The 13,071-nt window shown below is 75.8% G+C and carries 11 protein-coding genes; 6 read left to right on the top strand and 5 right to left on the bottom strand.

The annotated features are described in order from the left end of the window. The first annotated feature begins 158 nt into the window (after positions 1-158). Positions 159-959, top strand: a complete 801-nt coding sequence (locus NT8_RS13600; RefSeq protein ID WP_067968682.1) for a purine-nucleoside phosphorylase — start codon at positions 159-161, stop codon at positions 957-959. Between the two features lie 777 nt (positions 960-1,736). On the opposite strand, the gene NT8_RS13595 is transcribed toward NT8_RS13600, so the two are convergent. From NT8_RS13595 to NT8_RS13575, 5 genes are all read right to left on the bottom strand, one after another. Continuing rightward, entirely contained in the window at positions 1,737-2,369 is a 633-nt protein-coding gene (locus NT8_RS13595; RefSeq protein WP_067968679.1) for a PH domain-containing protein, read from the bottom strand. Further along, positions 2,354-3,451, bottom strand: a complete 1,098-nt coding sequence (locus tag NT8_RS13590) for an adenosine deaminase (protein ID WP_067968676.1) — start codon at positions 3,449-3,451, stop codon at positions 2,354-2,356. The genes NT8_RS13595 and NT8_RS13590 overlap by 16 nt, the downstream gene beginning before the upstream one ends. A gap of 43 nt (positions 3,452-3,494) precedes the next feature. Then, positions 3,495-4,730 (bottom strand): M20 family metallopeptidase, encoded by a 1,236-nt coding sequence (locus NT8_RS13585; RefSeq protein WP_067968673.1) that lies wholly within the window; start codon positions 4,728-4,730, stop codon positions 3,495-3,497. After that, positions 4,717-5,970, bottom strand: coding sequence for a glutamate--cysteine ligase (locus NT8_RS13580; protein WP_067968670.1), 1,254 nt, complete (start codon positions 5,968-5,970; stop codon positions 4,717-4,719). Before NT8_RS13580 ends, NT8_RS13585 begins: the two co-directional genes overlap by 14 nt. A gap of 445 nt (positions 5,971-6,415) precedes the next feature. Then, a complete protein-coding gene (locus NT8_RS13575) occupies positions 6,416-7,576 on the bottom strand; it encodes a YihY/virulence factor BrkB family protein (protein WP_067968667.1) in 1,161 nt (386 codons plus the stop codon). Between the two features lie 208 nt (positions 7,577-7,784). Here NT8_RS13575 and galT point away from each other — a divergent pair, with 208 nt between their 5' ends. The 5 genes from galT to NT8_RS13550 all read left to right on the top strand — a co-directional run bounded on the left by galT (position 7,785) and on the right by NT8_RS13550 (position 13,038). Beyond that, a complete protein-coding gene (gene galT, locus NT8_RS13570; RefSeq protein ID WP_067968723.1) occupies positions 7,785-8,921 on the top strand; it encodes a galactose-1-phosphate uridylyltransferase in 1,137 nt (378 codons plus the stop codon). Next, positions 8,918-9,901 carry a UDP-glucose 4-epimerase GalE gene (gene galE, locus NT8_RS13565; protein WP_067968664.1) on the top strand — a complete coding sequence of 328 codons (984 nt, stop codon included), beginning with the start codon at positions 8,918-8,920 and terminating at the stop codon, positions 9,899-9,901. Before galT ends, galE begins: the two co-directional genes overlap by 4 nt. Continuing rightward, a complete protein-coding gene (gene galK, locus NT8_RS13560) occupies positions 9,898-11,163 on the top strand; it encodes a galactokinase (RefSeq protein ID WP_281203446.1) in 1,266 nt (421 codons plus the stop codon). The genes galE and galK overlap by 4 nt, the downstream gene beginning before the upstream one ends. Before the next feature lie 128 nt (positions 11,164-11,291). Beyond that, positions 11,292-11,705: a spore-associated protein A gene (locus NT8_RS13555; RefSeq protein ID WP_245646169.1), complete on the top strand. Its 414-nt coding sequence runs from the start codon at positions 11,292-11,294 to the stop codon at positions 11,703-11,705. A 103-nt stretch (positions 11,706-11,808) separates the two neighbouring features. Further along, on the top strand, positions 11,809-13,038 hold the full coding sequence (locus NT8_RS13550) for an LCP family protein (protein ID WP_067968658.1): 1,230 nt from the start codon (positions 11,809-11,811) through the stop codon (positions 13,036-13,038). Positions 13,039-13,071 lie beyond the last annotated feature (33 nt).

Below are 13,071 nucleotides of genomic sequence, written 5' to 3'. Positions count from 1 at the left end.
CGGCGGATCCGGCGAGGGCGGGCCCGGGGCCGCGAGGGGACGACGGACATGGGCGTCATGGGAGGGCGGGAGGACACACCGGTGACGCTGCGGAATGAAACAGTCACGAAAAGGTACGCTCCGGAAGTGTGAGCGAATCCACGCAAGCGCATCCGTCGATGCGGACCGCCGACGCGAAGGAGTTGGCGGCCGCCGCGGCGAACGAACTCAGGGCGCGCAGCGGCGCCGACGGCTATGACGCCATGGTCGTCCTCGGGTCGGGGTGGACGGAGGCGGTCGACGCCATGGGCACCCCCGACATCGAACTCGACATGGCCGACCTGCCCGGCTTCGTTCCCCCCACCGCCGCCGGCCACTCCGCCAAGGTGCGGAGCGTCTGGGTCGGCGCCAAGCGCGTCGCGGTGTTCCTGGGCCGCACCCACCTCTACGAGGACCACGACCCGATGCGGGTCGCGCACGCCGTCCGCACCGGCGTGGCGGCCGGGGCGTCGACGGTCGTCCTGACCGGCGCCGCCGGGTCGCTGCGCACCGACTTCGCGGTCGGCCAGCCGATCGTGGTGCGCGACCACATCAACCTGACGTCGATGTCGCCGCTGACCGGCCCCGACTTCGTCGACCTGACCGGCGCCTACGACCCGCGGCTGCGCGAGGCCGCCCGCGACGCCGACGTCACCCTCGCCGAGGGCGTGTACGCGGCGGTCGTCGGACCGCAGTTCGCCACCCCGGCGGAGCTGGGGATGCTGCGCGGCGCGGGCGCCGACCTGGTGGGCCGGTCCATCGCCCTGGAAACCATCGCCGCCGTGGAGATGGGCGCGTCCGTGCTGGGCCTGGCCATGGTGACCAACGACGCGGTGGGCTCGGTGTTCGAGCGGTTCGACGCCGAGCGGGCCCTCGATGTCGTGCGCTCGCGCGCCGTGCGCCTCGGTGAGCTGCTGAACGCGATCCTGGTCCGGGTGTAGCGCCGTCCCGGTCCGACGGCCGGGGCGCGGTGTCCGCCGACGCGGGCCGGCGCGGCGCGGGCCCGGGGGCCGCGCGCCCGGCGCCGGGAACGCCGAAGCCCCTCCCGGCGGCCGGGAGGGGCGCGTGACCGGTGGGGCGGCCCCGAGGGGCGGCCCGTGGCCGTGGCGTCCGGCCGCGGTCGGCCCGGGGGGCTGCGTGGCGAGCAGCACCCGAGGCCGGGGTGGATCCACCCGGGCCGCGGCGGCCGGCGGGCCCGGTGCGGTCCGCCGCCGGGGGTCCGCGATGACTCCGGCGGCGGGCCGCGCCGTACTCGTTGCGCGCGCCCCCGACGCGGCACCCGGCGCGGGTCCCCGCGACCCGCTGTGGGCGCCTGGTCCGGGTGGCGATCCGGACCTCGGTGGCGCGCCCGCTATTCAGTTGTCCCGCGTGGCCCGGGAGCGGTGGGGTCCGGTGATCCGCGCAGACACCGGACCCCGCGCCCATTCTCCTTAGGCATGCCTTACCTAATCAGTATCCGGGGGGCGGGTCAAGTCCCGAACGGGATCTCCTGCGGAACCGCAGGTCATCGGGGCCCATCGGCGCGCAGGCGTCCGATCCGTGGACGGGCGCCGCGCTCGGCTACACGGCCACCCCGGCATCACGGCGCCCATCTGGCGGATACCGTCCGTGATCCTCCCCATGTCCCATCTCCCGGGTCGGACGCACGGACGGCGGGGCCCGGCGCACCGCCGCCCCCGCCGTCCCCGTCCGCTCGCTCCGCCCGGCCCCGGGGGCCCTCAGGTGAACAGCAGCACCGCCACCAGCAGCACCAGGGGCACCCCCAGGGCCACCAGGGCGTCGGGCGCCCACACGGTCACCGGGGCGTCCGCGCCCTCCACGCCCGCCGCGCCCTCGGCGCCGGGGACGGCTCCGCCGTCCGCCGTGGCCGCCGGGCGGGCCTTGCGGCGTTCGGCCTCCGCGCGCAGGTTCCGGGCGGCGAGGTCGACCGGCCGCAGGTCGCGGGGGTCGGCGCCGTCGTCCAGCGCGAACCGGTCGCCCTCGCGCCGCAGGTTCTCCCGCACCTTCGCCCGCTTGGTCTCCCGCAGCGGCCACGACCGGTACACCCGGTCGCCGGCGTGCACCCGCAGCACGTCGGTGACGTCGGCCCAGGTGAACGCCGACCACGGCACGAAGGTGTCGCGCAGCGGGTTGACCAGCCGCACCCCCCGCTCGGTGGGCACCACCTTGGGCCGCAGCCACAGCACGTACACGCCGCCGACGCTGACGAGCAGCACCGCCGCCGCCACCAGGGAGCTCGCCCCGCTGCCGCGCAGCGCCAGGTCGCCCATCAGCAGCACCACGGCGCCGATCCACACCCAGGCCAGGACGCGGGACGCCGGTGCGGTCAGCGGCTTCACCGAGCCGCCCACTTGAGCTGGGCGAACCCGGGCTTGATCTGCCCGTTGATGAGGGCCAGCCGCTCGTCGAACGGCAGGAACGCCGACTTCATCGCGTTGACCGTGAACCACTGCACGTCGTCCCAGCCGTAGCCGAACGCCGCCGACAGCTTCGCGAACTCCTCCGACAGGGTGGTGCCGCTCTGCAGCCGGTTGTCGGTGTTGACGGTGACGCGGAACCGGAGCCGCCGGAGCAGCCCGATGGGGTGCTCCTCGATGGACGCCGCCGCCCCGGTCTGCACGTTGGAGCTGGGGCACATCTCCAGCGGCACCCGGGTGTCGCGGACGTAGCCGGCCAGCCGCCCCATGCGGACGGTGCCGTCGGCGGCCTCCTCGATGTCGTCCACGATGCGCACGCCGTGCCCCAGCCGGTCGGCCCCGCACCACTGCAGCGCCTCCCAGATCGACGGCAGCCCGAACGCCTCGCCCGCGTGGATGGTGAAGTGGGCGTTCTCGCGGCGCAGGTACTCGAACGCGTCGAGGTGGCGGGTGGGCGGGTACCCCGCCTCGGCCCCGGCGATGTCGAACCCGGCGACCCCGGCGTCGCGGTAGCGCACGGCCAGCTCGGCGATCTCGCGCGAGCGGGCGGCGTGCCGCATGGCGGTGAGCAGGGTGCCGACGCGGATCGACCGCCCCTGCGCGGCGGCCCGCCCGGTGCCCAGCGCGAAGCCCTCCTGCACGGCCTCGATCACCTCGTCCAGGGTGAGCCCGCCGTCCAGGTGCTGCTCGGGGGCGTAGCGCACCTCGGCGTAGACGACGCCGTCTGCGGCGAGGTCCTCGGCGCACTCCGCGGCGACCCGCACCAGCGCCTCGCGGGTCTGCATGACGCCGACGGTGTGCCGGAAGGTCTCCAGGTAGCGCTCCAGCGCGCCGGAGTCGGACGCCGATCGGAACCACGCGCCGAGCTCGCCGGGGTCGGTGGCGGAAAGGTCGGGGTAGCCGGCGGCCTCGGCCAGCTCGACGACGGTGGCCGGGCGCAGCCCGCCGTCGAGGTGGTCGTGCAGCAGCACCTTGGGGGCGCGCCGGATCTCTTCCAGGGTCAACTCGTGGCTCATGCGTTTCAGCATGCCACTGGTGGGCGCCGGAACGGCGCGCCGGTCAGGCCAGGGCGGCGTCGACCGCGTCGCGGTCGGCGCGGGCCCCCTCCCACAGCGCGGTGAGCGCGGTGGCGGCCATCACCTGGATGCCGTGGCCGATGGCGCGCTCGTCGACGTCGAAGGTGCCCCGGTGCAGGTCGAGCATCGGCGCGCCCGAGGTGGGCGAATGGGTGCCGAGCCGGGCGAGCGCGCCCGGGACGTGCTCCAGGTACCAGGCGAAGTCCTCGCCGCCGAGGCTCTGCGGGGTGGACGCCACGGACTCCGGGCCGAGGGTCTGCGCGCAGGCGTCGCGGAGCATCTGCACGCTGGTGGCCTCGTTGACGGTGGGCGGGACGCCGCGCCGGTAGTCGATCTCGGCGGTGGCGCCGTAGGCCGCCACGGTGGAGGTGACGAGTTCGCCGATGATGTCGGGCGCGGCGTGCCAGGCGTCGTCGTTGAGGCAGCGGATGGTGCCCTCGGCGACGCCGTCGTCGGGGATGGCGTTGGGCGCCGACCCGGCGCTCACCCGCCCCCACACCAGGCTGAAGCCGGCCCGCGGGTCGACCCGCCGCGACAGCGCCGCGGGCAGCTCGGTGACGACCTTGCCCAGCGCGTAGACGAGGTCGGCGGTCAGGTGCGGCCGGGCGGTGTGCCCGCCGGGCCCCGACAGCCGGACGACGAGCTGGTCGCAGGCCGCGGTGATGGGCCCCACGCGCAGGCCGACCTGGCCGGCGAGGAGGCGGGGGTCGCAGTGCAGGGCGAAGATGCGGTCGACGCCGTCGAGCCCGCCGGCGTCGATGACCTCGCGGGCGCCGCCCGGCAGCTCCTCGGCGGGCTGGAAGATCAGCCGCACCCGCCCGGGCAGGGCGCCGGCGCGGGCCTGCTGGGCGAGGAACAGGCCGGTGCCCAGCAGCACGGTGGTGTGCACGTCGTGGCCGCAGGCGTGCGCCGCCCCGGGCACGGTGGAGCGGTAGGGGACGTCCTTCTCGTCGGTGAGCGGCAGCGCGTCGATGTCGCCGCGCAGCGCCACCATGGGGCCGTCGCCGGAGCCCACGTCGCAGACGAGCCCGGTGCCCTGCGGCAGCGCGCGGGGCGCCAGCCCGGCCGCGCGCAGCCGGTCGGCGAGCCGCTGGGTGGTGCGGTGCTCGGCGAACGCCAGCTCGGGGTGCATGTGCAGGTCGCGCCGGAACTCGACGAACTCGCGCTCGCGACGCGCCAGAAACGCCGTCAACTGCTCCCGTAGATCACGTCCCGGCATGCGAAGGCCCCCTGTCTCTCGGCGTGTGGTCGTGGCCGGCGTCGCCGCCGGCGTCGTCGTCGCGGCCCGGGCCGCCGGGGCCGGCCGCGGGGGCGCCGGAGTCCGGCACGGCCCCCTCGGCGCGGAACTCGGCCGCCAGCAGGTCCACGACGTCGTTGAGGGTGCCGCCCTGGTCGATCACGGCCCGCTGGCGCTCGTAGGAGGCGCCCTTGTCCAGGACCTCGGAGACGACGTCGAGGTCGTCGGCGCAGCCGAGGCGGGCGGCGATCGGCTGGAGTTCGCGGACCAGCTCGTAGAGGTCGTCGCGGAGCGGGACGGTGGTGCCGTGCTCGTCGGTGATCACCCGGGCGTCGAGCCCGTAGCGGGTGGCCCGCCACTTGTTGTCGGCGACGACCCACGACGGCGGGTTGGGCAGCCCGTACCCCCGGTCGAGTTGCTGGTCGAACAGGCGCACCAGCGACTGGGACAGCGCCGCGGCCATGCCGACCTCGCGGAGGGTGGGGATGCCGTCGAACATCCGGATCTCGATGGTGCCGAAGTCCGGGTGCGGGCGGACGTCCCACCACACCTCCTTGATGCTGGAGATGGTCCCGGCGCGCAGCAGGGTCTCCATGTACTCCTCGAACGCCGCCCAGTGCGGCAGGTGCGGCGGCGGCCCGGCGGTGGGCAGCGCGCCGAAGACGATCGACCGGCTCGACGCCAGGCCGGTGTCGTGGCCGCTCCAGAACGGGGAGGAGGCGGTGAGGGCGAGGAAGTGCGGCAGGTAGTTGGCGAGCGCGTTGACCATGGGGATGGCCTTGTCGCGCGAGCGCACCCCGACGTGGACGTGCACGCCGAAGGTGAGGATACGCCGGGCCAGCCACTGCATCTGGTCGATCAGCTCGCCGTAGCGCTGCACCGGGGAGAGGGTCTGGTCGCGCCAGTCGTCGAGCGGGTGGGTGCCGGCGCACATGAGCGCGATGTCGCGCGGGTCGAGGGCGCGGGCCATGCTGCCGATGGTGCCGGCGAGGTCGGCCTTGGCCTCGTCCACGGTCTCGCAGATGCCGGTGACGACCTCGACGGTGCACTGCATCAGCTCGTGGCGCAGCGGCGGGTTCTCCTCGGTCTCGCTGAGTTCGGGGAGTTCGCCGAGGACCTGCTGGGCCTCCTGGCGGAGGTGGCGGGTGTGCCGGTCGACGAGCTGGAGCTCCCACTCCACGCCGAGGGTGGGGCGGTCCGAGGCGTTGAAGTCGATGGCCATGGTCAACCTCCGCACTGGGGTCCGGCCGGCGCGGCCGCCGGCCCATGACGCACGATAGGCGAGGCGGTCCCGCCGACGTCATCCGTGGGCGCCATGGCCGAGTTCACTTCCCTTGACGAGGTGGATCGCTGGAGCGGGTGGCGGGGCCGGGCACCGCCGGATCCGGTCGGCGGGCTCGGGAACGGCCGCGCGCCCTCGTACGACCGAGCATTCCAGACGTGCCGGGGAGCCCGCCGGTGAACGGCCCGGCATGGTCCCAAAGGACCAGGCGGCCTCATCACACCGGACCATCCGCCACGGCCGCGGGACGCCGGCGGTCGGCCGGTTCCGCGGCGCGCACCGCCCGGTTTCCGGGGGGCGCGCCGTCGTCCGTGATCAAGGTTCACGGTACACAAGATCGGCCCGCGATACCCGCCCGTGACCGATACGTGATGTGTAGCGCGGGTCAGTGCCTTTCGGGCGGATCGGCGCGGCGGCGCCGGAGCCACAGGGCGATCCCGGCGCCCGCCGCGGCGGCAGCGGCGGCGGGGGCGGCCGCGCGGCGCAACCGGTCGGCGCGGGTCGGGCGCGGGCCTCGCCGCGCGGCCGGCCGGCCGGGCAGCGGCCCGCCGGGGCCGCGGTCGGTCCGGATGGCGGCGCGCACGGGCTCGGCCGCCGAGGGCCCGATCGGCATGGGGACCGGGACGGTGCCCTGGTAGGGCGGCGGGACCGGGAGCCAGGTGGCGGTCCACGCGGCGCAGAACAGCACCGTCCGCAGCACGATGTTGATCCACACCAGCAGGCCGACGAGCACGGCGAACGAGGCGTAGACGGGGTTGCCCAGGGTGCCGGAGATCAGCAGCGCGCCGAGCGCCTTGAGCACCTCGAAGCCGACCGCGGCCAGCAGCGCGCCCCGCCACAGCAGCCGCCACGGCCGCCGGGTGCCCGACAGCCGGGAGAACAGCACCAGGAAGACGAGCATGCTGACGGCCAGGGCGATGGCCGCGCCGAGGACGCGGGTGGCGGCCACCGCCGCGAGGGAGTCCGCCCAGCCGACCCACCCCAGCAGCCACCGGGTGGCGGCCTGCGCGACGCTGGTCAGGGCGACCGACGCCAGCACCGCCGCGCCCAGCACCACCATCACCAGGGTGTCCAGCAGCTTGGCGACGACGATGTTGGGGCCGTCGGCGACGTTCTTCAGCCAGATCTGGTGCAGCGCCTCGCGCATGGCCGCCACCGCGCCCAGACCGGAGTAGACCAGGCCGACCACGCCGATGATCCCCGCCCCGATGCGGGCGTCGGCGATCTGCTCCACCGGCAGGCCCGCGGCGATCCCGGGCAGCAGCTCGGCGATGGCCCGCTCCAGGTAGGCCCGCGCCGCCGCCTCGAAGGCGGCGAGGTAGCCGATCGCCGCGAAGGCGATCGCCACCAGGGGGAAGAAGGAGAGGAAGGCGTAGTAGGTCACCGCGGCGGCGAGTTGGTCGCCGCGCCGGTCGGCGTAGCGCTCGTAGGCGCGGACCGCGTGGTCGAACCCGGGCCGGCGCCGGCGCGCCGCCCAGTAGGCCTCCATCGCCAGGTGGCCGTAGTGCCGCGCCCGGTCGCGGGCGGTTCCCGTCAGTGACGCCATGAGCCCCGCGGTCCCCCTTCTCCCGGTCGGCGTAGACCGACCGTAGTGGGGGACGGCGGCGGGCAGAAGGGGGCTCGCCCGCCGCGTCCGGCCGCGCGGGGGCCCGCGGCGCACCGCCGCGATCCGGTTCACGATCATTTCCGGTCAACTCTGACCACTACTCCCCAAAACTCCCGTGTCCTAGACTGCATTTGTGCGGAACCGACAGATATGGCGATCGGTCGGCCGGTTGGCCGACGGCCGCGAGATCATCTACTTCGACGAATCCCCCGGCACCGGCCGGGCGGCGGTCGCCGACCCCCGCCCCCTCGACCCGTTCTCCCCCGCAGCCGAACTCCGGTACGACCCGCTGCTGGACGAGTGGGTGGCGCTGGCGGCGCACCGGCAGAACCGCACCTACCTGCCCCCGCCCGACCAGTGCCCGCTCGACCCGTCGGCGCCGGGCCGGGCCACCGAGGTCCCCGCACCCGACTACGACGTCGTCGTGTTCGAGAACCGGTTCCCGTCACTGGCGGCGGCGCCGCCCGGGGCGCCGCCGCCCTCCGGGCCGGACGACCCGGCGCTGGTCCGGCGGCCCGGCGCCGGACGGTGCGAGGTCGTCTGCTTCACCTCCGACCACTCCGCGTCGTTCGCCTCCCTGGGCCCGCGCAGGGCGCGCACCGTCATCGAGGCGCTCGCCGACCGCACCGCCGCCCTCGCCGCCCGCCCCGACGTCGCCCACGTCTTCCCCTTCGAGAACCGCGGCCCCGAGATCGGCGTGACACTGCACCACCCGCACGGACAGGTCTACGGCTACCCGTTCGTTCCACCGCGAATCGCCCGCATGCGCGCCGCCGCCCGCGCCCACCGCGACCGCACCGGGCGCGACCTGTTCGACGCCACCGTCGCCGCCGAACGCGCCGCCGGGCACCGGGTGGTGGCCGAGGGGGAGCACTGGACCGCCTACGTCCCCGCCGCCGCCCGCTGGCCCTTCGAGCTGCACCTGTTCCCGCTGCGCCGGGTGCCCTGGCTGCCGGACCTGGACGACGCCCAGCGCACCGAACTCGCCGTGCTGCTGCCCGACCTGCTCGGCGCCTTCGACGGGCTGTTCGACACGCCCGCCCCCTACGTGGCGGCCTGGCACCAGGCCCCCGTCGACACGGCGGGTGCGCCCGATCCCGGCTTCGCCGCGCACCTCCAGGTGTTCACCCTCCGGCGCGCGCCTGGGAAGCTGAAGTACCTGGCCGGATCGGAGTCGGGGATGGCCGCGTGGATCAACGACGTCGCGCCCGAGGAGGCGGCGCGGCGGCTGCGCGCGGCCCGGGGCGCCCGCGCCGCGGGCACGGAGACGGGAGGCACGGAGTGAAGGTTCTGGTCACCGGGGGCGCCGGCTACATCGGCGGCGTGGTCGCCGCCCGCCTGCTGGAGGAGGGGCACGAGGTCACGGTCCTGGACGACCTGTCCACGGGCCACCGCGACGCCGTGCCCGAGGGGTGCGCGTTCATCGAGGGCGACATCCGCCACCACGCCGCCGAGGCCCTGGCCGGCGGCGCCGACGCGGTCCTGCACTTCGCCGCCAAGTCCATCGTGCCCGAGTCGATGGCGCACCCCGAGCTGTACTGGGGCGGCAACACCGGGGCCTCGCTGGCGCTGCTGGAGGCCGTGCGGGCGGCCGGCGTGCCCCGCTTCGTGTTCTCCTCCACCGCCGCGGTCTACGGCGAGCCCGAGCAGGTGCCCATCACCGAGGACGCCCCCGTGCGGCCGACCAACCCCTACGGCGCGTCCAAGGCGGCCATCGACGCCGCCCTCGCCGAGCACGCCCGCATGCACGGGCTGGGCGCCGTGAGCCTGCGCTACTTCAACGTCGCCGGCGCCCACGGCAGCCTCGGCGAACGGCACACCACCGAGACCCACCTCATCCCGATCGTGCTCCAGGTGGCGCGCGGCGAACGCGACCACGTCGCCGTCCACGGCACCGACTACCCCACGCCCGACGGCTCCTGCGTGCGCGACTACATCCACGTCACCGACCTCGCCGACGCCCACCTGCTCGCCCTCGGCGCCTGCGTCCCGGGCCGGCACCGCGTCTACAACCTGGGCAACGGGGCCGGGTTCTCCGTGCGCGAGGTGGTCGAGGTGTGCCGCGAGGTCACCGGCCACCCCGTCCCCGCCGTCACCGGGCCGCGCCGGCCCGGCGACCCCGCGGTGCTCGTGGCCGCCGCCGACCGCGCGCACACCGAACTCGGCTGGCGGCCCCGGCGCAGCGCCCTGCGCGACATCGTCGCCGACGCGTGGGCCTTCCACTCCGCCCCCGCCACCGGCTCCGCCCCGGGCGGCGCGCGGTGAGCGCGGTAGACCGCCTGCGGCGGCTCCTCGCGCCCGCGCGCGGGCGCGCCCGCACCGCACCGCCGCCCGCCGAGCAGTGGACCGTCAAGGACAGCGTCGACCCCGACCGGCTCGCCGCGGCGTTCACCGACGCCCACGGCGTCCCGCCGGCGGGGGTGTGGCGGGCGCCGGGCCGGGTCAACCTCATCGGCGAGCACACCGACTACAACGACGGCCTGGTGCTGCCCATGGCGCTGCCCTGGGGCGTGTCGGTCGCGCTGGCCCCCGCCGACGACGGCGCGGTCGAGGTCGCCAGCCTCCAGCGGCCCGGCGCCCCCGTCCGCTTCACCACCGCCGACCTCGCCCCCGGCCGGCCCTCCGGGTGGGCGGCCTACGTCGCCGGGGTGGTGTGGGCGGCCCGCGAGGCCGGGCACCTCGACCCCGGCGCGGGGGCGCGCATCGTGGTCGACTCCGACCTGCCCGTCGGGGCGGCGCTGTCGTCGTCGGCGGCCCTGGAGGCCGCCACCGCCGTGGCGCTCGCCGACGCGTTCGCCCTCGACGGCCTGGCCCGCGACCCGCGCGCGCTGGTCCGCATCGCCCACCGCGCCGAGAACGTGTTCGTCGGCGCCCCCACCGGGATCATGGACCAGAGCGCGTCCCTGCGCTGCCGCGCCGACCACGCCCTGTTCCTCGACTGCCGCACCGAGGGCGCCCGCAACGTCCCGCTGCGCCTGGAGGACGCCGGGCTGCGCCTGCTCGTCATCGACACCCGCGTGCAGCACCGGCTCGCCGACCCCGGCGGCGGCTACGCAGCCCGGCGCGCCGACTGCGAGCGCGCCGCCGCCCGGCTCGGGGTGCCCGCCCTGCGCGACGTCGAGGACCTCCCCGCCGCCCTGGCCGCGCTGCGCGACCCGGTGCTGAAGCGGCGGGTGCGCCACGTCGTCACCGAGATCCACCGGGTCAACGCCGCCGTCGGCCTGCTGCGGGCCAACGCCCCGGCCGACCTGGGGGCGCTGTTCACCGCCTCCCACCTGTCACTGCGCGACGACTTCGAGGTGTCCTGCCCCGAACTCGACACCGCCGTCGAGGCGGCCGTGCACGCCGGGGCGCGCGGCGCCCGCATGACCGGCGGCGGGTTCGGCGGCAGCGCCATCGCCCTCGTCCCGGCCGACCGGGCCGAGGCGGTGGGCGCCGCCGTCACCGCGGCGTTCGCCGCGCGCGGCTGGGCCCCGCCGGGGGTCCGGGCGGCGACCGCGGCGGCGGGCGCCCACCGGGTGCGGTGACCGCGCCGGGGGCTCGTTAGAATCGTGCTCCCCCGCCGGGCGGCCCGCCGCCGCGGGGCCGGCCCGCGCCGCCCGCCGGGCCCCCGGCGCCGCCCGCGCGCCCCACCGACGAGCAGATGGGTCCCCTCGTGCGTTCCTCCTCCAAGGCCGCGGCCGTGCTGCTGGCCGCCGCGGCGGCCGTGACCGGCACGGTGACCTCGGCCACGCCCGCGTCGGCCGCCGCCTACAACAACGTCTGCGGTTCGGGCTACGGCGTGGTGAACTCCGCGCACCTGCCCGACGGGCTCGGCACGGTCTACCTCACCTACAACCCCGGCAACGGCAAGAACTGCGCGGTGAGCGTGCGCAGCCGCAAGGGCGAGCGCATGGCCATGGACGTACAGCTGGCCCGCGCCTCCGACCCCGACTCCGCGGTGCTCGACACCGGCGACTTCACCGAGTACGCGGGCCCGGTCTACCTGGAGGCCAAGGGCCAGTGCGTGACCTGGAGCGCCATCATCGGCACCGCCCAGGCGGGCAAGGCGGGCACCAACTGCGGCTGACCGCACCCGGTCGCACCACCGGCGAACCGAACTACGATGTGCCCAGTCCAACAGACATAGCAGGCACTCGACACGGGGAACCGACAGATGGGCGACCGACGCGATGGTTGACGGGCCGAGCAGGAACGACCGCAGATCGGGCGAGCCGGACGACGCCGACCGCACCGCCGTTTTCCGCCGCCCGGCGGCCGGCGGCGGGCCCGACGAGATCGAGAAGCTCTACCGCACCCGCGAATCCGGGCAGCGGTCGGCGGGCGCCGGGTCCACCCGGCGGCCGCCGCCGGTGCGCGACGACGACGCCCCTCCCCCGCGCCGCCCGCGGCCGGGCGGCGGCGGCCGGGTCTACGACGGTTCGGGGCGGGCCCGCCGCGAGCGCGAGGCGCGCCGCCGCCGGCGCCGCACCGTCCTGGTCACCGTGCTGGTCGTGCTGGTGCTGCTGCCCACGGTGTTCTACTTCTGGGCCGACTCCCGGCTGGAGCGGGTCGAGGCGCTGCCCGACTACGAGGGGCGGGTCGAGGACCAGCCCGGCACCACGTACCTGATCGTGGGCTCCGACAGCCGCGAGGGGCTGACCGACGCCGACATGCAGGACCTGCGCACCGGCGACGCCGAGGGCAAGCGCACCGACACCATCATGCTGCTCTACGTCCCCGAGGACGGCCGGCCCACCATCGTCAGCGTGCCGCGCGACTCCTACGTGCCCATTCCCGGTATCGGCGAGAACAAGATCAACGCCGCGTTCGCCGAGGAGCTGGGCGGCGGCCCGGCCACCTTGGTGCAGTCGTTCGAGCAGGCCAGCGGGGTCCGGATCGACCACTACGTGGAGATCGGGTTCGCCGGGTTCGTGGACATCGTCGACGCCGTGGGCGGCGTGGAGATGTGCCCCGAGGAGCCCATGGAGGACCCGAAGGCGGGTCTGGACATCGAGGCGGGCTGCCAGGAGATGGACGGCCCGACCGCGCTGGGCTACGTGCGGACCCGCGCCTCGGCGCGCGCCGACCTCGACCGCATCCAGCGGCAGCGGGAGTTCTTCAGCGCGCTGATCTCCAAGGCCACGTCGGCGGGCACGCTGCTCAACCCGTTCCGGTCGGTGCCGCTGGTGACCGAGGGCACCGAGACGTTCCTGGTGGACGACGGCGACCACCTGACCGACCTGGCCGGGATGGCGCTGGCGATGCGCGACGACCCGGCCACCACCGCGATCCCGGTGGGGTCGACCCCCACGCTGCCGGCGGCGGGGTCGGTGGTGCTGTGGGACGAGACGCTGTCGGCGGAGATGTTCGCCGCGATGCAGGAGGGCCGCGAGATCCCGGAGTCGGCGATGCAGGACTGACCCCGCCCGGACGCGGCGCGGGCGGCCGCCCAT

It is taken from the genome of Nocardiopsis trehalosi NBRC 14201, assembly GCF_001552555.1.
Taxonomy (GTDB): Bacteria; Actinomycetota; Actinomycetes; order Streptosporangiales; family Streptosporangiaceae; genus Nocardiopsis_B; species Nocardiopsis_B trehalosi.
Note: the sequence above shows the minus strand (reverse complement) of the source record. Positions and strands in the feature narration are given on the sequence as shown.